Origin of the sequence: Actinomyces sp. S6-Spd3, from assembly GCF_000758755.1 — a bacterium.
Classification (GTDB): domain Bacteria; phylum Actinomycetota; class Actinomycetes; order Actinomycetales; family Actinomycetaceae; genus Pauljensenia.
In genome coordinates this window covers 24,392-41,441 of sequence record NZ_JRMV01000274.1, presented here as the reverse complement: position 1 = coordinate 41,441, position 17,050 = coordinate 24,392, and the positions used below count along the sequence as shown (strand labels likewise).

Annotated in this window: 17 protein-coding genes and 1 tRNA gene; 8 read left to right on the top strand and 10 right to left on the bottom strand. The window is 56.9% G+C overall.

Going from position 1 to position 17,050, the window contains the following annotated elements; genetic code table 11:
• Positions 1 to 14: 14 nt before the first annotated feature.
• Entirely contained in the window at positions 15 to 1,325 is a 1,311-nt protein-coding gene (locus tag HMPREF1627_RS03660) for a M18 family aminopeptidase (RefSeq protein ID WP_034501243.1), read from the top strand.
• Positions 1,326 to 1,384: 59 nt separating this feature from the next.
• On the opposite strand, the gene HMPREF1627_RS03655 is transcribed toward HMPREF1627_RS03660, so the two are convergent.
• Both HMPREF1627_RS03655 and HMPREF1627_RS03650 read right to left on the bottom strand, forming a co-directional pair.
• Positions 1,385 to 1,897 (bottom strand): NUDIX hydrolase, encoded by a 513-nt coding sequence (locus tag HMPREF1627_RS03655; RefSeq protein WP_034501241.1) that lies wholly within the window; start codon positions 1,895 to 1,897, stop codon positions 1,385 to 1,387.
• A 15-nt stretch (positions 1,898 to 1,912) separates the two neighbouring features.
• A complete protein-coding gene (locus tag HMPREF1627_RS03650; protein ID WP_034501239.1) occupies positions 1,913 to 3,481 on the bottom strand; it encodes an aspartate:alanine exchanger family transporter in 1,569 nt (522 codons plus the stop codon).
• Between the two features lie 159 nt (positions 3,482 to 3,640).
• On the opposite strand from HMPREF1627_RS03650, the gene HMPREF1627_RS03645 reads away from it, so the two are divergent.
• Positions 3,641 to 4,459: a DUF2510 domain-containing protein gene (locus HMPREF1627_RS03645; protein WP_034501237.1), complete on the top strand. Its 819-nt coding sequence runs from the start codon at positions 3,641 to 3,643 to the stop codon at positions 4,457 to 4,459.
• The gene (locus HMPREF1627_RS03640; RefSeq protein WP_052040829.1) at positions 4,456 to 5,205 is read left to right on the top strand and encodes a hypothetical protein; all 750 of its coding nucleotides are present in this window, start codon (positions 4,456 to 4,458) and stop codon (positions 5,203 to 5,205) included. Before HMPREF1627_RS03645 ends, HMPREF1627_RS03640 begins: the two co-directional genes overlap by 4 nt.
• Before the next feature lie 120 nt (positions 5,206 to 5,325).
• On the opposite strand, the gene HMPREF1627_RS03635 is transcribed toward HMPREF1627_RS03640, so the two are convergent.
• Positions 5,326 to 6,060 (bottom strand): TetR/AcrR family transcriptional regulator, encoded by a 735-nt coding sequence (locus tag HMPREF1627_RS03635; RefSeq protein ID WP_034501233.1) that lies wholly within the window; start codon positions 6,058 to 6,060, stop codon positions 5,326 to 5,328.
• Positions 6,061 to 6,266: 206 nt separating this feature from the next.
• Here HMPREF1627_RS03635 and HMPREF1627_RS03630 point away from each other — a divergent pair, with 206 nt between their 5' ends.
• Genes HMPREF1627_RS03630 through HMPREF1627_RS03620 form a run of 3 tightly spaced genes read left to right on the top strand, consistent with a single transcriptional unit; the run spans position 6,267 to position 8,979 of the window.
• The gene (locus HMPREF1627_RS03630; protein ID WP_034501231.1) at positions 6,267 to 7,112 is read left to right on the top strand and encodes an aldo/keto reductase; all 846 of its coding nucleotides are present in this window, start codon (positions 6,267 to 6,269) and stop codon (positions 7,110 to 7,112) included.
• A gap of 38 nt (positions 7,113 to 7,150) precedes the next feature.
• On the top strand, positions 7,151 to 7,612 hold the full coding sequence (locus HMPREF1627_RS03625) for an ACT domain-containing protein (protein WP_231945358.1): 462 nt from the start codon (positions 7,151 to 7,153) through the stop codon (positions 7,610 to 7,612).
• Between the two features lie 50 nt (positions 7,613 to 7,662).
• The gene (locus HMPREF1627_RS03620) at positions 7,663 to 8,979 is read left to right on the top strand and encodes a DUF4921 family protein (protein ID WP_034501229.1); all 1,317 of its coding nucleotides are present in this window, start codon (positions 7,663 to 7,665) and stop codon (positions 8,977 to 8,979) included.
• A 372-nt stretch (positions 8,980 to 9,351) separates the two neighbouring features.
• On the opposite strand, the gene HMPREF1627_RS03615 is transcribed toward HMPREF1627_RS03620, so the two are convergent.
• Entirely contained in the window at positions 9,352 to 9,615 is a 264-nt protein-coding gene (locus HMPREF1627_RS03615; RefSeq protein ID WP_034501227.1) for a hypothetical protein, read from the bottom strand.
• An 814-nt stretch (positions 9,616 to 10,429) separates the two neighbouring features.
• Positions 10,430 to 10,516: transfer RNA gene (locus HMPREF1627_RS10485), tRNA-Ser, on the bottom strand.
• A 78-nt stretch (positions 10,517 to 10,594) separates the two neighbouring features.
• On the opposite strand from HMPREF1627_RS10485, the gene HMPREF1627_RS03610 reads away from it, so the two are divergent.
• Positions 10,595 to 10,966, top strand: a complete 372-nt coding sequence (locus HMPREF1627_RS03610; protein WP_034501225.1) for a sterol carrier family protein — start codon at positions 10,595 to 10,597, stop codon at positions 10,964 to 10,966.
• On the opposite strand, the gene HMPREF1627_RS03605 is transcribed toward HMPREF1627_RS03610, so the two are convergent.
• Positions 10,953 to 11,246, bottom strand: a complete 294-nt coding sequence (locus HMPREF1627_RS03605) for a DUF4235 domain-containing protein (protein WP_034501223.1) — start codon at positions 11,244 to 11,246, stop codon at positions 10,953 to 10,955. The two genes, HMPREF1627_RS03610 and HMPREF1627_RS03605, sit on opposite strands and share 14 nt — an antisense overlap.
• A 104-nt stretch (positions 11,247 to 11,350) precedes the next feature.
• Between HMPREF1627_RS03605 and HMPREF1627_RS03600 the strand changes: the two genes are divergently transcribed.
• Positions 11,351 to 12,388, top strand: coding sequence for a hypothetical protein (locus tag HMPREF1627_RS03600; protein ID WP_034501219.1), 1,038 nt, complete (start codon positions 11,351 to 11,353; stop codon positions 12,386 to 12,388).
• An 8-nt stretch (positions 12,389 to 12,396) separates the two neighbouring features.
• On the opposite strand, the gene HMPREF1627_RS03595 is transcribed toward HMPREF1627_RS03600, so the two are convergent.
• The 4 genes from HMPREF1627_RS03595 to HMPREF1627_RS03580 all read right to left on the bottom strand — a co-directional run bounded on the left by HMPREF1627_RS03595 (position 12,397) and on the right by HMPREF1627_RS03580 (position 16,924).
• Positions 12,397 to 13,851: an LssY C-terminal domain-containing protein gene (locus tag HMPREF1627_RS03595; protein ID WP_081940754.1), complete on the bottom strand. Its 1,455-nt coding sequence runs from the start codon at positions 13,849 to 13,851 to the stop codon at positions 12,397 to 12,399.
• Positions 13,852 to 14,220: 369 nt separating this feature from the next.
• Positions 14,221 to 14,769: an NADPH-dependent FMN reductase gene (locus HMPREF1627_RS03590; RefSeq protein ID WP_034501218.1), complete on the bottom strand. Its 549-nt coding sequence runs from the start codon at positions 14,767 to 14,769 to the stop codon at positions 14,221 to 14,223.
• Positions 14,770 to 14,874: 105 nt separating this feature from the next.
• Entirely contained in the window at positions 14,875 to 15,903 is a 1,029-nt protein-coding gene (locus tag HMPREF1627_RS03585) for a hypothetical protein (protein ID WP_034501217.1), read from the bottom strand.
• Entirely contained in the window at positions 15,893 to 16,924 is a 1,032-nt protein-coding gene (locus tag HMPREF1627_RS03580) for a vWA domain-containing protein (RefSeq protein ID WP_234305237.1), read from the bottom strand. The genes HMPREF1627_RS03585 and HMPREF1627_RS03580 overlap by 11 nt, the downstream gene beginning before the upstream one ends.
• Positions 16,925 to 17,050 lie beyond the last annotated feature (126 nt).

Below are 17,050 nucleotides of genomic sequence, written 5' to 3'. Positions count from 1 at the left end.
CGTAAAATGCAGGTATGACACCACGACTTGAGTCTAAAAATCCAGAACTCGACTCTAATACTCTCGATTATCTCCATTTTCTAGCTGATTCCCCCACGCCCTATCACGCGGCTTCCCTCGTCGCTCAGCGCCTCGAAGACGCAGGCTTCACCCGCCAAAGCGAAACAGAACCCTGGGATGCAAGCCCCGGCGGGCATGTCATGGTTCGCGGCGGAGCCGTCATGGCATGGATGGTTCCCCAAAACGTCACCGACTCAACCGGTTTCCGAATTGTCGGTGCACACACAGACTCCCCCGCTTTCACGCTTAAGCCCTCACCCCAGACCACAACAAGCGATGGCTGGGGGCAGATCGAGGTCGAAGTCTACGGCGGAATGATCATGAATTCCTGGCTCGATCGCGAACTATGCGTTGCGGGTCGACTGATCATGGCCTCGGGAGAAGAAATCCTGGTCCGCACAGCGCCACTGGCACGCATTCCGCAGCTGGCAATCCACCTCAACCGAGGCGTCAACGAGTCTTTGCACCTCGATCCCCAGAAGCACTTGCACCCCGTGTGGACGGTCGACAGCCCCGATGCCTCGCTGATGGACACCATCGCCCGTGCTGCTGGTCTGGAAAACGCAAACGAGGTCGTTTCCTTCGATCTGATCTGTACTCCCTCACAGGGCCCCGCGACCTTTGGCTCGGAGGCACAATTTGTTGCCGCTGGACGTCAGGACAATCTCTCTTCGGTCCATCCAGCACTGGCGGCACTTGAAGATATCGCAGGGATGGGCATTCCTGAAGGCGGAGACATTATTGTCTTGTCGTGTTTCGACCATGAAGAAGTTGGTTCCGAATCGCGCACAGGCGCGGCCGGCCCGATCCTCGAAGACGTTTTGCGTCGCACTGCTTGGGCGCTCGGGCGTGATGAAGACGGCTATGCACGCATGATTGCTTCGTCTACGTGTGTGAGCGCGGACGCGGCGCACTCGGTGCACCCGAATTACCCGGAGGTCCACGACCCTTCGCATCACCCGGTCATGGGCCGCGGCCCGGTCCTCAAGATCAACGCTAAGCAGCGTTACGCAACAAACGGTGTGGGTATCGCCTTGTGGAAGCGTGCATGCAAACGTGCAGGAGCCTCTTCACAGGACTTCGTGTCAAATAACGCCTCACCCTGCGGAACAACGATTGGCCCAATCACCGCAACGCGTCTGGGTATCGAGACCGTTGATGTGGGTGTTGGATTGCTCTCCATGCACTCGGCTCGCGAGATGAGCCATGTCCAAGATCTTCTTGATCTTCGTAAGGTGTTGGCTGCCTACTGGCTTGGCGCCTGATTGATTGACATGCCGTGGTGCCCGGGTGAATTCTCACCCGGGCACCACCTTTTCATGTCTTAGTTAAAGGAAGCAGCAAGCTCGCCGCTCAGCGCGCGCGCAATCGTGCGCCTGAAGCGTTCATTCATCGGTGGAAGTTCATCGCCCCGAACAAAAGCAGCTTGAGTATTTTCCCCATCGGCCGGGAAGGGGTCTCCGTCCTCCCACTCACATGCGAATGCTAGGTCAAGATAGGTCGTTTGATCCCCATTCTCATAGATCACGGGGCCTACGACTTCGACGTTGATCAGACGCTGTGCACGCGCCTTGCAAGCCGTCTCTTCGAGAATCTCACGAAGCGCTGCCCAAGCAGGTTCCTCGCCCGGATCGATAATCCCGGTCACCGGGGTCCACTGATGATTATCCGCGCGTTGGACGACCAAGATCTCGACGGAAGCGGGGTCGATGGGAGCCTGCCAATTAATCGCAGCTCCATCACGGCCTCGTAAGACGACAGCGGTACAGCCTGAAAGCCAGAGCATGGAGTGCCCCACGTGCCGACGTAGTTCCAGAACAAAATCCGGTGTTGCCATGAATTACTCCTTAGCTCACAGTGTCCAGATAAATGGCACCAAGAAAATTTTGACGATGATCGCGAAGGCGAACAGTGTCGCGTATGCAGCCTCGATACGTTCATCAGCAACGCGCGCATCCGCAGCCTGCAAAACGGCCGGCTGTCCCAAGAACCCAGCGACAGCACCCGCACTACGAGGCGCAGACAAGCCAAGGAAGCGGCCCGCGATAGCCTGTGCGACGCAACAGGCCGCAACGATGATCAACGCAAGGAGAGCGGCCTTCCACCCTTGGGGGCTGGCCAATAGCTCAACGAAAGCGGGGCCAGCATTGAGGCCCAGGGCGGCCAAGAAGAGCATGAGGCCAATGGAACGGATCGTGATGTTCGCCGAGGCCGGCAGGGTCCATACCAGCGGACCCGTACGACGAAGCGCACCAAGGAGCATACCGACGATGAGTGGGCCAGCAGCTGAGCCCAACTGGAAGGTTGCTCCGCCAAACATGGGGAATGGAATTGCCCCGAGCGCCATTCCCAAAACCATGCCGATTCCGAAAGCCATTCCATCGACTTCGCTCACGCGACGCTCGGAGTCCCCGAGGAAACTCTGGACATTGTCGAGTTCTTCTTGAGGGACAACGACTGCCGCATGATCGCCAAGATTGAGCTTGAGGTCATCGCTGGCGAGCAGGTCCAGATCGCCGCGTCGAACTCGTGTAATAGCCGCACCGAAGCGGGTCGCCATATTGAGTTCCGCAATCGATCGGCCCGCTACGTCTGGGCTGGAGACGACGATGCGTTCGAAGGCCACGTCCGAGCGATCATCAGCCAGGTGCGCCTCGGTCTGGACACCAAGTTGCTCGACAACTTCTGCGATTGCCGAGGAACCACCGACCAGAACAACTAGGTCTCCCCTGCGCAGTTCTTCACCGGGAATTAAGACTCGCGTACGTCCCTCACGCTGCAGGTAGGACATGCGGACGCGTCCTTCTCGCCAGGCGGGGATCTTGCGAGTTGCCACAGCCCTTTCGACGCGGACGGTTACCGCGTCTAATCCCGCGCCCGCGAGTGAGGGGGTGTCTTTTTCGCCAATCCACTTGCGCGTCACTGTCATCGTGACGACGACGATGCCGACAATCACGCCAATGGGATAACCGAAGGCGTATCCCACTGCGGCATCGCCGCTTCCACTGACACGTGTGGCCGCGTCGAGCGCAGGGGCCGCGGTTAGTGCGCCCGTGTACAACCCGGTGACGAGGCCCTTGCCCAGTCCTAGGAAATGACCACCCGCCCAGGCAATGATGGCTCCAACGACGCAGATAATGGTCGCAGAGCCCAAGAGAGAACTCTGGCGACGCAGATCGGCAAAGAATGTCGATCCTGCGGCAATACCGACGGTGTAAACGAAAAAGGCCAATCCGATTTGTTGAATAATTGCAGTCCCATGCCCCGCTTCGGGACTATATGCAGAGACCAGGAGGCCGACGAAGAGAGCTCCGGCCGCCCCAAAACGGAAGGGGCCAACGCGAATCGCCCCTAAAATAGCACCGAGTCCAACGACAAGGAAAAGAGTCAGAAGATGGTTCTGTGCGAGGAATTGGGCCATAAGGACTAAGGGTAGCTTCCAGTGGAGAGGAAACCCAGAATATTGCGAGATAAGAGTGGATACAGTGGCGAGTAAGACACTCTCGCGTCCAGAATGCTCACAGTATTCGCACAGCATGTTACCGTTCAATAAAGGGCGACGTATAGGAAGGATCCCGCCATGACAAATCCGCAGCCGGGTTGGTACCGCGATCCCTCGAACTCCTCCCAGCTGAGATGGTGGGACGGATCGCAGTGGACCAGCTATACACAGGCAGCAACCGGTGCCACAAACGGCACGACCCCTGCAGGTAGAGTAACGACCTCGTCATCCGCCTACAGCGCTGTGCCCGCTCACCCATCAGCTTCAACGACCGGCTCTGCACAAGCACAGTACCCATCTGCTCAGGCTTCAAGCGCCCAGCCCCAGGCACCCTTTGCGCAAGCGCGTCCTTCTTCCGCGCAGCCTCAGGCGCCGTTTGCGCAGCCACAGGCACGTCCTTCTTCCGCACAGCCTCAAGCGCCCTTTGCGCAGGCTCGCCCTGCGCCCGCGCCGGCCCAAGCACCCCTCGCGCAGCCCCAGCCTCGTTACACTGGCGCACCCCAGGCGAGCGTTCCTGGCGCACCCCAAGCGGGCTACTCAGCGGCGCCAACGCGGCCTTCCTACGCCTCGACAACGCAGCCTGCGTACGGATCGAGCAGCACATCTGGCTTCCCCGGCGCGCCCGCGGCCCCAATGGCGCCTGCTCGCCCAGCGAAGCCCGCAAAGCCGAAGAAACCCTCCGCATGGACAGGTAAGCAAAAGTTCCTCACCGTCATGTATGTGCTTTTGACGGTCGCTTTTACTGTTTCCGGCTTTGCCCTCATGAATTCTGCGCAGCACAATCAAGATCGCGCCTCCATCCTTGACGCTCAAATTCAGCCACTGCGTCAAAGTGTCGCGGAACAGCAAAAGAAGCTTGACGCATTGAACAAACAGCTGGAAGGGTCGGGCAAGTGAGCAGCATGAATCCCCAGGCAACAGGTGAATCCACTCAATCCGAGAAGCCGCAGGAAACGAAGGCTCCCTCTTCGAAGATGCCGAAGCGTGTTGTGCGAATTACCGCCGCGCTGTGCGCTATCAGCTTGGTCTGGGCAGTCGTCACACTGGTTCAAGCCCTGCTCGCTTACCAGAAGGTCAGCTCCCTGAGTTCAGAGACCAGTAATCTTCAGTCGCAGTCAGCCTCGATTGAGCAACAACTCACTGAAACGCAACAGAAAGCCGCCGCGGCCCGAGTTCAGCCGTGGTGCGATTCGGTCACCCCCGCATCTGCCAGTGATGCAGGCAAGATCCAAGACCTCCTCAAACAGTTGAAGACCGTTGATCCGAAGGGCGAATACGCAGAGCAAATCTGCCCCAACAAGGTCAAGGCATTCACTATTAATCAGGATTACTCCAAGCTACAAGCCTCCTTGGAGGACATCAGCGTCAAGTGCGAAGCTGACGGCAACCACGTGAGGATTTCGGGCGAACTCAAGAAGTACAAGGGCCCTAAGGAAGCAACGAGCTCAATGAAGAAGTCAAACCTCACCCTCACGATCACTTCATCGCTTGAAGGAACCACTGATACTGCGCAAACCCAAGCAAAGATTGAGGGAATCAATCCGGGTGAATCGAAGCAATTCAAGGCAGAAGCTGATCTTCCGGCGAAGGCTCTGACCTGCCGAGTATCCGCGGTGTCCTGGTGGCCCGCTGATTTGAAGTAAGGACGATCGAGTATTTTGGGCGGCATCTTCGCGGTGCCGCCCAAAATAGTAGTTGGGGGCGTGCATATCGCACGCCCCCAACAAATCGTCTAAAAAGAAAAACGCTTAAAGCGCGTTCTTCTAGTTCCTTGCGATGGCCTCGCGCACCAAAGGAATCAGCCCTTCGCGCGAGGGATCCAATGCCTCGGCGCGGAATTGTTCGCGATCGGCGCCCTCAAAGGAAGCAGCAGTCTGCGGATCCTGATCCTTAGGGATCGAGAAGCCGAAGACAATGACGTCAACGACCTTGCGGATCGGGATCTGGTTTGCCTCTGCGGAGTCATTGACGCTCCCCAGAGCCTCGAGGTAGAAGATCGAGAGGATCTCGCCCATGATGTTCGTCGGCAGAAGCGGCTTACGCCCCATACGCTCGAGGGCAGACTCCAGCATGCCGGTGACAAAATCGGCCAGCTGGTTGCGCTGACTTCCCGGAATGCCGCTTGCCTCGGGGTTACGCATTTGGAAAAGACGGTATTCCATAAGGAGGATGTAGGCGGTGCGCCCCTGAGTCGCCAGGCTTTCCAGCGTCGCAACGATGCTATCGAGGTCAAGCGGGCCTTCGATTGAATCAAAAGCCTGCGTCATCTCGGTCAAAAGTTGCGTCGAATATGCGATGAAAGCATCCTCAAGGAGCTCATTCATATTCGAGTAGTTCGAATAGAATGCGCCGCGGGTATAGCCCGCACGACCAACAACTTCATCAATTTTTGTTCCCGCAAAACCGCGTTCAACAAGAATTTCCACTGCTGCGTCAACGAGGCGCGAGCGCGTGAGCGCACGGGCCCTGCTTTCGCCCTCCGCGCGTTTCTTAGTCACAGCCACCTCCATGATTAAAGAATTACTGGGCACAGCATAGTCACTTTTTCGTTGATTTTCTCAGCCAAAATAACAGTTTTAGACGTTTCTTCGGCATTTAGTAAAGGAATGAAAAGTAATTTCAACGGTCGAAGAACATATCATGTCTTTAAGATCATAAAAATTTGTGCACTTATGACGTGTGAATTCACCCTGGAGTATTCATCATGGCCCCCATAATTCAGCATTTGCCCTTGATTTCCGGGCATACCATTCCCCAATTCGGCTTTGGAACATACAAGCTTGTCGGCGAGGACTCTTTTCGCGGAGTCCTCGATGCACTCGAGCTTGGCTACCGCCACATCGACACCGCACAAATGTACGGCAACGAGGCCGAGGTTGGACGCGCCATCGCGGACAGCCCCGTGGCGCGCGAGGAAATTTTCGTGACCTCGAAGCTCAACAATCCCAACCATGAGCCCGATGTTGCGCGCGCCAGCCTCGAGCGTTCTTTGGAGGAACTGCAGCTGGACTACTTGGACTTGTTCTTGATCCACTGGCCTCTTCCCATGCACTACGGCGGCGATATTATGCCCACGTGGCGAGCGATGGAGACTTTCGTCCGCGAAGGAATGGTGCGCTCCATCGGTGTTTCGAATTTCGAGGCCCACCACCTCCAGCCAATCCTCAATAGCTGCGAGATCCCGCCCTCCATCAACCAGATCGAATCACACCCGTACTTCGCCAACCGTGAGCTACACCGTTTCAATGCTCGCCACGGGATCATTACCGAGGCCTGGGCTCCCCTGGCACGCGGTGCTGTCCTTTCCGATCCCGTGATTGTCGATATCGCGCGCGAAGTCGGTGCGCAAGAATCGCAAGTTGTTCTGCGCTGGGCAATTCAACGAGGCGACGTCGCTTTCCCGAAAGCGTCCTCGCATGAACGGCGCGCGGAAAACTTTGCCATCACAGGCTTTGAATTGGACGCGGATCAGATGCGCAGGATTGACGAACTGGATCGCGGGGAGGAAGGTCGCACGGGGCCTCGTCCCGATGAGATGGACCGAATGTAGCGCTTTCGCTTCAGGCGCAACTCATATCGTTTTTGGATATGAGACAGGCACAGATTGTGGGTGTGCCGCTGGGCTATCGTGAAGACATGACTCATGTTTCTACGACTGACTTGGACCGAGTTCTTGCTTCCCTCGATCCTCAGCCCAGCGGCACCTATGTCTTCTCTCTGGTCGACGAGATTCCTCAGGGGGTCGATTTCTTCGCCGTGATCCGCGACGAGGATGGCTACACCGTGGTCGTTGAGCAAGAGATTGCCCGTGAAGCAGGTATCAATGCCGATGAACTGTACACGCGAATCGACTTGGGTTCTTCCACCGAGCTTGCCGCAATCGGCATTACTGCATCGATTGCACAGATCCTCGCAGCGCGTTCGATTACCGCGAATTTCATTGCATGCCGTCGCCACGACCATCTCTTTGTTCAACCTGATCGCGCTCAAGAGGCCAGCGCTTTGCTCGAGGATCTTGGCCGTCGCGCAAAGGGCTGGCTGCCCGCCTGAAATTCATTTTTCGGACACACGCACACGCGTCTTCGGCCTAAAGTAGAAGCATGGCTGTACTACCTACGGGGAGCGACGAAGCGATCCTCCGTCTTTCTGACGGGACGGTCAAACAGCGCAACCTTTTAACTGGAACTGAAGTGTGGACGGTTCCGGGTCGGGCTCACCGCCCTCTGACTCGCCCGGGTTCGCCTGCGCCTATCATCGATCATGATTTAGACGGGCATCACTGCGCCTTTTGTTCGGGTCGGTACCTGGAAACCCCTCCCGAGAAGGCGCGCATTGTCCGCACGCGCGAGGGTGAATGGGAAACTCTCCACGGCCTCGGCGCTGAGGAACTCGGAGATACCGTTGCGGAATTTCGGCGGATTCCCAACCTTTTCGAGATTGTTTCTTACAACTATTGGCACCTCAATCACGGCCATGTTCCTTCCGAGGCCGAGCGGCGCAGGATGGCGGAGTACCTTGCCTCGCCACGGGGATACGACCACGTAATGAATGTTGTCCGCGCGCGTTTCTTGGCCTCGGGTGGAAGTCTCGAGGAGTTTGAGGAGCTGTCAGATTCGGAGAAGCTCACTCAGGCGAATGGTTTCTTTTCGGGCGGGCATGATCTGATTGTTGGGCGGCGACACTTCGTTGACGGGGCGAAGGATACGTCCCAATTGGCTTCGGCTGGGACGCTCACGCCCGAGGAACACTTCCAGTACATGTCGATGACCGTGCGGGCGATGCGGGACCTGTACGACTTGGATCCGGCCGTGAAGTACGTGGTGGCCTTCCAGAACTGGCTCAAGCCCGCGGGTGCGTCTTTTGATCACTTGCACAAGCAGCTTGTGGCGATTGATGAGTTCTCGACGCAGACGCATGACGAGATTGAGCGCGTGCGGACCTATCCGGGGATTTATGACGAGCTCTTGAAGATCGCTGCGACGCGTGGGCTGGTTTTGGCGCAAAACGATCATGCTGTGGCGATGGCTGGGTTTGGACATCGCTATCCCTCCTTGGCGATTTGGCCGCTTCATGCGCCGGCTGAGCCTTGGGAGTACTCCCCGGAACAATTACGAGGCATCAGCGACCTTGTGCACGCGATGCACGCCGCGACGGGCGCGGAGGTGCCGTGTAACGAGGAGTGGTACTACCGGCCCCCGAGTTCCTCGATTCCCATGCGCATGAGGATCTTGATCAAGTGGAGGATTTCCACGATCGCCGGTTTTGAGGGCGGGACAAGGATTTACCTCAATACGATTGATCCGTGGTCTGTGCACCAGCGAATGCTGGAACGCTTGGTTGTTATGCGCGATGAATGTTCGATCGCGCCGATGAAGCTGGGCGAAGAATGCAAGGTCACGCCGCTGTTGCTGCGGTGAGGGCTCAGGCGGGTTGTCGGCGTTCGTGTACTGTTTGCGCGCGGTCTGGATGATCGAGTTCCCGGTTTTTCGGGCATGACAAAGGCGAGAGACCCGAGGCCTGCCCGGGGTAACTGGTGGGCTGGCTGGCTTCTCTCGCCTTATACAAATGTCGGGCCTTCAGCCTCCACTTTCTCTTGGCCACTTATTTCAGGCTCGCGGGGGGTACCAACCCGACAGGACCGAGCTTAACAGAGTTTTATCAGGAAAGCTAGGCTTGGCTTGCCCTGTATGCACACCAAGAAACCGCGTGGAAATTGTTTGGGCGGCAAGCAGCAGTGAGACAACATTGATTTGTAGCCCCGCGTGTGCGGGGAAAATGAAGAGGGGGAATTAGGCGTTCTGCCTGTCGTACAGGCAGTCCTCCCAGTACTCCCGGATCAGTTCTTCGTCGTACCCCCTTACAAGGCCGTCGATTAGTTTTTCCGGGATGTCTGCTCCGTAAATGATGAGGTCTCCGATGATTTTCATCGTGAGCGATTCGTCCTCGGCTATTTCAAGAAGGAACTTACTCTCCTCATTTTCGAGAACGGGAATAGGAAGGATGCTGTCTGCATATTTGATAAGGTCTTCGACCGTATACATTGCCTCAGTCATGATCAATCCCTCACTCAACTGGTGTCAATTTACCATTTGATGCGCGAAGTACGCCTACGCCTCCAATGGGATGTGTAGTGATTGTTGCGCCCTTTGTCGCGTGTTTGCCTCTCACGCTTATCTGCGTAGCCACTTGCACTCCATTAACTGTGCTGTATGCGTAAATTCGGCGCCCTTGTTGCGTAATCCTAAGAGACGTCGGATTGGTAATTGTTAGAAACGCGGCCCTGATAATGTCGGTGTCGCTCCAGGTTCTTGGGAAGGCGATTTGTCCTGTCCTCATTTCGCGTTCTGCTTGCCTGTATGAGTGTCCGCTCGTGCGCTTCCCGTTTGCTTTTGTTGTCCCGTACAGAATGTGGTCAATCACCGCCTGCGTTGGGTTCATCCCCGCGCGCGCGGGGAAAACAAGAAGCGACACAAGTGCCACGTGTGCTCAGAGAACTTACTCAAGATGACATTGCAGCTAGTGCATTTCGAGCCATCACAACCTCCTGCATTCGAAATACAGTCGATCCTGCTAACGATTCAGCATCACTACGATTCGCCGGGTATGACAAAGGCGAGAGACCCGAGGCCTGCCCTGAAACAGCGGGCTGGCTGGCTTCCCTCGCCTTATACAAATGTCGGGCCTTCAGCCCCCGCGTTGAATCGTGCTGTTATTTCAAGCCTGGCGGAGGGTACCAACCCGACAAGGTCAAGCGTAACAGGGACCGATCGGGAAAGCTAGGTTTGGCTTGCAATCAAAACACTGCGGACGTTCTGCCCAATAAAAAACTTGTGGCCCCAACATCAGTTGGGGCCACAAGCCTTAACGCGGTAGCGCAGGGATTTGAACCCTGGGTGGCTGTTACACCACACAGCATTTCGAGTGCTGCACCTTCGGCCGCTCGGACACGCTACCTCGGCACACCACAATAGCGGATCTGGCAGGATCGGGCAATTCCACGCCAGCATACGCGAAGCGACCTACACTACTTTTATGGCAAAACGGCGTATCGATCCAGCAGACGGCCACACCGCACTCCTCACGTGGTACCGCGCCCCCGAAGACGCCTCGCGAGCAACTCTCTTCACCGCCGTACGCTACACGCTCGAAGAAATCGCAGCCCTGCACCCCGGCCGCTCGGTCGAACTTCGCGTTCCCCCGGCCGGTGCCACTCAGATCCTGCCAGGAACAACTCACCGCCGAGGGACTCCCCCGGCGGTGATCGAAATGTCGCCAGAAACCTGGCTCAAACTCGCATGCGGAATGCTGGACTGGAATGATGCGCTCTCCCACGGGGACCTTCAGGCCTCGGGACAGCGCACCGATCTTTCCACGTATCTTCCGCTATTTTCTAATTTGCGATAGCCGGCTGATCAAGATCCGACAGGATCTGCGACACAGCATCAACCGGGGCAAACCACTTATTCGTCTTGTTCACGACGCCGCGCTGAGCAACCGCCGCAATAGCGGCAGAAACTGCGGCAAAAGCGACCACTGAAACCAAGGATGCCGTACCGTCATCATCCTGAGGTGCGGTCTGACCGGTCACAGCCTTCCAGCCCAGCTCCGCGACCTTTCCGGCCACGAAACCGACGGCCATAGACAGCCCTGCGGTAATGAGTTTCTGACTGAGACTGCTTCCCATGATGACTCCTTGCATCAGATCGCATCGAACACTCGATACAAACATTTTGCCCTATCGACGCGCGAATATCTCACCTTCTATGCACTATTGCTTAGACTGGTACGGTGCGAAAGACCAATACCGCCTCTCCGTCCACTCAAGGCCAAGCTCGCCGCTTCGCCAGCGCCGCCATCCTGTGCACGCTCGCGCTCAGCGCCTGCTCCCCGTCAATCCCGCAGGGAGCCCAGTGGACGGACGATCCTTTCCGCACAGACTCAAGCTCTTCCACCCAAGCGGGCTCGGCCTCGGCAGTAGCGAAACACACGAAGGCAAGCGGTGACCAAGGAATCCCGCGCGGAAGTGGAACCCTGCGCATTGCTTACGCTCCCGGCTGGCAGCTCCCCGACGACTACGTCTCAGCCTTCGAGGCCGCAAGCGGCTACACCATTGAGCAATTCCCCGCCTCCTCTATTTCGAGTTCTCTCGATGCCGATATCCTCTTCGGCATTGATTCGGCCACGGCCGCTTCCCTGGGCGCGACGACATCCCCCACGGCAATCGGCAACGACCCGATTTGCGCCTACGCGGATCGCTCATGGTTTTCCGCAAACCGCAAGGCCCTACCAAACTCTCTAGCGGAACTCTCATCTTCAAGCAACGCGCCGCTCACCGCGCTTCCCCCGGAGAATTCGGCAATCGGAAGCCAGTACATCGCCAACGCCCAGAAGGCTCTCGGAGAGGGCTTCGAAGACTGGGCAGCCGACCTGCACGAATCGGGAAGCTTCTCCTCTTCGACCGGTGACGCGCTGGGTCAGTGGAGCGTCACAATCCCCGCCGACCGCGCCTCAATCATCCCCGAGGCCGAATCCACGCAAGGCTCTCACGCGCGCCCGATCCTCGTGTGGGATGCGCGCCTGGCAGTTGCCGCGGCCTCGAACACGGGCACGGAAAGCCGCGCCCAAGCGATCCCAGGATCGTGCGTTTCCCGCGAGGTAGTGGCCGCTCCCCTACCTGCTTCCACTCACGCCGAGGCCGTGGATTCCTTCCGCGCATTCCTTTCCTCACAGCTGGGCAAGGATGCGGCCGCATACGCTGGCTTGGCGTATAACGAAGGGATTGCAACGGATTCGCGCGCAGCCTGGTTCATGGCGCCAGCAAACTAAGATACTTTTCAGTTGGCTAGCTCAAGAGCTGCCGCAATTCGATCCCGTTTGCGTTCGCGCACCCACTGATGGCATGCCCTCGCCGACAAGGCAAGAAGCGCCAAAACGTTGAGCGATGATCCGATCAGAGTCATCAGCAAGATATGACTTGTTCCCGAGTGGGCTATATCGGCTACGGCGACAAGAATGTTCAAGCTCAGCGCGGTCATCAAGATGATTCGCGCACGAGGGTGTCCCTGCCACGTGAGTGCGGCGGTGACGATCACCAGACCAACCAGAATGACAGAAACAAGACCAACCGTCAGACGCAGCGCAAGGAGATTAATCTGCGATTCTGCAAGCTCATCAAGGGGTCCGACATTGATCGCGGCGTACTTCCAAGGGTTTCGCAAAATAAGCACCGCATTGATAACCTCGGTCAGAACCATGCAGGCTACCAGCATCATTCCGACGATCAACTGAGTGGGGCGCCGGCGATGTGCCCGCGTATCAACGACATGGGCGTCAGCGATTTGAACCGTGTCTTCGTCATCAACTTCAACGTCGGTGACATCGAGAAGGTAGAGGTCACCGTCGGTGACGACTCGGTCACCGCCACCGTTCTTATCGTGATAGGCACTGAAGAAGTCAGGCAAGATTTCGACGCGGGCATCCTCGCAGGCATAGAGGACATCATCAACGATGAAGTTGCGCTCAATGTCGATATCCGCATCGATCTTGTGAGTGATTTGGAAGGTGAGCAGGCTCAGACCAATTGCCCGGTCATAGGTACCAGCGGCAAGCCACTCGACCCGCCTACCGCCGGGGAGGACCCATCCTTGAGGAGTGCGCCAAAAACGCACATGGTGGCGCTCCGACGACTTCCCTGGAACTGATTTTTGATAAGCAAAATGCTGTTTTCGCCCGAAGAGCACCAAGTTTGATACCGGCGCAGAATCATAGTGCTGGCGAGTGAGCCATGAACGGATCACACGGAGCACACTTCTGGGGCTGATGGGGTCGGCTCGCACCCAACCTGCAGCAGTCATCGCTGCGTGAATATCAATTTCACTACCCAGCAGTGCCAGATTCACCGGGTCACCCAGCAAGCCATCAGCAGTCCTGGTGCGCCCAATGAAATAGTCGGGGACATAGAGCCATGTGAGAAGCTGATGAAGTCGCGGAAGCGCAAGGTAGGCAGTCACTCCCCAGCAGATGGCAAACCAGGCAATTGCGGTGGGTTTAAGCCTGATGGAACCCGCCAAAAACACGTATGCGAGCCACAGTGTTGCGATTCCGGAGAAGATAAAGAAAAGAGCGTCAACAACGTCATCGAAGCCCCAGTCACGTTCTTGAAGGAAATCGAGTTTTTCCGAGGCGTGCTGGTAGACGGGCGGATGCTGTGGGCGAGGACGCTCCAAACGCGGACATGCGCTTTGCTCAGCCCCCGGGTGGTCCGAGGCCTCAGGCAGTGTTTCACTCATGTCCCATCCTCAGTGCAAGAAGTTGTCCTTCATCAGCTTAACCCAGATGGATCTTAAGATTGAGGGCGCCTGAAAGTGAGTCAACAGGCGCCCTCCGGAGACGCAGTATGTCAGGGGTTTTTCACGTCTCCGGCACTCACGTTACCGCGAGAGCTAGTCGGACTGAACGTTTTCGCCCCCTTGAGTTCGATGCGAATTTTCCGCAGATTTTCGCCATTTTCGAGCGAAACGACAACCATGTCTACCTCTCTTAAACACGGCCGCTACCATTCCCGGTTTCCACACTCCGCTCACTCAAAATTGGGCACAAAAAGACCCCCGACACCACCTGGGGACTTTAGTCCCATTTGTGGTATTGGGGGCCCAAGCTTAGGCGTGACGGCGGATAAACTCCGCGAAGGCCTCGACAGCTGACTTCACGAAAGCCTGCGTTCCAGCGTCAACAAAACGACCATCCTCGCCAAAGGAATCAGCATTTGCTTGAAGGAACATTTCAGGCTGAGTCATGTTCAGCGGATTAAAGAAAGAGAGCGTCTGACGCACAGCCGCCTGCCCAAGAGCAGCTCCAACCGAACCCACAGAAGCGCCAACGACGTACAGTGGCTTGCCACCAATCGGGTTCGATCCCCACGGGCGTCCCATCCAGTCAATGGCATTCTTCAAACCACCGGGGATCGAGCGATCGTATTCAGGGCTTGCAATAAGCACCGCGTCAGCCTCTTCAAGGATTGTCTTGAACTCAGTAGCCACCTGCGGGTAATCCGCCTCGAGATCAGGGCTATACAGGGGGAACTGGGAGAAGTTCGCCTCGACGAATTCCAAATCCTGGGGAGCATCGGCAATCATCGCACCGACAAGCTTGCGGTTAACGGATGTGGAGGACAGAGAACCAATAATGTATGCGACCTTGTACGTCATGGGACAAACCTTTCATCACTGAGCCGCATCTTCAGCAGCACTGAAGATCTCAACCCAGCCAGAACTTCAGCTATTCCCCATTGGGACCTAAGTCACTGATCGCCTTTACCAGGCGCCGTTTCCGCCGGTGCCGCGCTTACGATCTTGTTCCTTGCGACCGTCTTGGTCACCCTTTTCTAAGCGGCGCTGCATTTCCTCACGCTTCTTGCGCTGCTCAGCAGTTTCGCCGTCATAAGGATCCTTCTGCTTGTCAGTCTGCTGATCCTTGTTGTCTTTATTGTCCTTATTGTCCTTGTTCTGATCGTCCTGATTCTGATCCTGCTTATCGTCTTTATTCTTGTCGTCCTTGTTATCTTTGTTGTCTTTGTTGTCTTTGTTGTCCTGATTATCTTTGTTATCGGACTTTTCAGCCTGCTCTTGCTTCTGCTTCGCACGATCATGCGCCTTATCAGCATCAGCTCCACCACCCTGGCCCTGCTGATTTTGCTGATTCTGCGTCGAGGACGTCGACTGACAGGGGGAAACGACCTCCCCCATCTCCTTGTAGAGGGCTGCCGCCTGAGCACGGTCACTCGCCATCGCGGCGTCACCCTGCTTTTCCAATCCGAGCGCAAGGTTCATTCGCACGGTGCACTCGTAGGAATAGGTTTCAATGCGCCCATCCTCAACCTGTCGCGCCTTGGGAACACGGTCCCACGCGGTACGCAGTTGCTCCACACCCGAATCGATGTGGTCGAGCCGAAGGTCTTCGGTACCCGCGTTGTAGTGCGCAACCCAGCTCGCAGGCCCCAGGTCCCCCCAGTAGATCTGGCGCGAATAGGAGCTAAGCGCGGCCTCGTGATTGCCCGCACGCACGGTCCTACCCGTTGCCCAGGCCCACAGGGGAAGCGAAACCATATAGGTTCCAACCGCAAGCGTGACGGCGACGACGGGCATGGACCACCACAGCGGGCGCAGTAGTTTTCCATTGCGCGGACGACGCGCGCTGCGTTGAGCCCGGTCTGCCGAGGCTGGCCTTGCGCTCGGATTTCCCTCTGACGAGGCCTCGCCACCGTTCTGTGCACCCGCGGGCGGTTGGTAGAAACCCTCGGGACGTTCCTCTACTCGAGCTGTCGATCGATGCTTAAATCGCACGGGTCCTCCTCAGTGCGTGAACGCGGCCGGCAAAAATGGCGGCCTCCCATGCCATGAGCACGGTGAGAACCAGCGCCGAGGGCCAGAGAATATAGCGAGAAGTCTGAATCATATCGCGACTATCCGCAATATTACGGGCGTTGGAAACAGACGAACTGGCAGCGTCTCGAATTGCTGAATCACTGGGAGAACGCACCATATCGACACCGAGCTGGGAGGCAATCTGGTTGAGCTTCGCAACATCAATCTTCGAGATCGCATCAGGAGTTCCGGCCTGGCTGTAGTCCTTAATGTACTCAGGAGTCTTCGAATTCTCTTGCCCCAAGGCGGAGACCTTCATGCGACCGCCCTTTTCAGTCCCGTACCCAATGACGAGGCCGCCCGAAAGCTCGGGTTGCACCTTCTTCCAGTCATCTGACTCGCCCGCGCCCACGCCGCGCCACGCATCACTATTGGAGGTCTCCCCATCGGTAAAGACGAAAAGGACGCGAGTGTTCTCTGGGTGTTTCTTTGCGGCAGCTTGCATCTCCTCTGCAAGGTAGGCCGCCGGACGATCCGGAGAAGAGCCACGAGAGGTGGAACTGACTTCATGGGTGAGCGTACTCATAAAAGAGCGAACCGCACCAAGGTCAGTGGTCAGCGGAAGTCCAGTGTCGGCCTCGGAATCCCAAGTCACGATACGGTAGCGAGCACCCGGGGCGGCAGTGAGGATGGTCTCGACATCGTGACGCACACCGTCCAGACGTGGCTTCGAGCCATCCCAGTCCTCGGCCGCCATTGAACCCGTGCGGTCAATCGCGAGCCACACCTCAACATTGGTTGTGACTTTTTGTGCTTCTCCGGGGATCGAGGGACCCACCAAAATCGACAAAAGGGCGAGGGAAATTCCACCTCTTCTGACCAGATCAGAAGTCCTGAAGGGTTGATGACGACGAGCACTCCACCAGGAGAAAAATAGGCATGCCGCAGCTATCACGACGACGAGGTAAACCGGCATGAGCGGTCGGAAGGAGAGCGACAATATTCCTCCTGGGATCGGATCAAACACTGGCAAGTATAGTGGCGAACTCACATTCAGCAGATAGAACATCTATTTGACGACTGAAGAGATGCATATGTAAATTTGAATCCGCAGCACAGTGTCCTA

What these genes read in the sequence shown, in the direction of transcription:
- HMPREF1627_RS03620 (WP_034501229.1), top strand. Translation starts at nt 7,663, where the DNA reads ATGGCTGTACTACCTACGGGGAGCGACGAAGCGATCCTCCGTCTTTCT.
- HMPREF1627_RS03605 (WP_034501223.1), bottom strand. Translation starts at nt 11,246, where the DNA reads ATGGGAAGCAGTCTCAGTCAGAAACTCATTACCGCAGGGCTGTCTATG.
- HMPREF1627_RS03595 (WP_081940754.1), bottom strand. Translation starts at nt 13,851, where the DNA reads ATGAGTGAAACACTGCCTGAGGCCTCGGACCACCCGGGGGCTGAGCAA.
- HMPREF1627_RS03625 (WP_231945358.1), top strand. Translation starts at nt 7,151, where the DNA reads ATGAGACAGGCACAGATTGTGGGTGTGCCGCTGGGCTATCGTGAAGAC.
- HMPREF1627_RS03615 (WP_034501227.1), bottom strand. Translation starts at nt 9,615, where the DNA reads ATGACTGAGGCAATGTATACGGTCGAAGACCTTATCAAATATGCAGAC.
- HMPREF1627_RS03655 (WP_034501241.1), bottom strand. Translation starts at nt 1,897, where the DNA reads ATGGCAACACCGGATTTTGTTCTGGAACTACGTCGGCACGTGGGGCAC.
- HMPREF1627_RS03650 (WP_034501239.1), bottom strand. Translation starts at nt 3,481, where the DNA reads ATGGCCCAATTCCTCGCACAGAACCATCTTCTGACTCTTTTCCTTGTC.
- HMPREF1627_RS03610 (WP_034501225.1), top strand. Translation starts at nt 10,595, where the DNA reads ATGGCAAAACGGCGTATCGATCCAGCAGACGGCCACACCGCACTCCTC.
- HMPREF1627_RS03630 (WP_034501231.1), top strand. Translation starts at nt 6,267, where the DNA reads ATGGCCCCCATAATTCAGCATTTGCCCTTGATTTCCGGGCATACCATT.
- HMPREF1627_RS03645 (WP_034501237.1), top strand. Translation starts at nt 3,641, where the DNA reads ATGACAAATCCGCAGCCGGGTTGGTACCGCGATCCCTCGAACTCCTCC.
- HMPREF1627_RS03660 (WP_034501243.1), top strand. Translation starts at nt 15, where the DNA reads ATGACACCACGACTTGAGTCTAAAAATCCAGAACTCGACTCTAATACT.
- HMPREF1627_RS03590 (WP_034501218.1), bottom strand. Translation starts at nt 14,769, where the DNA reads ATGACGTACAAGGTCGCATACATTATTGGTTCTCTGTCCTCCACATCC.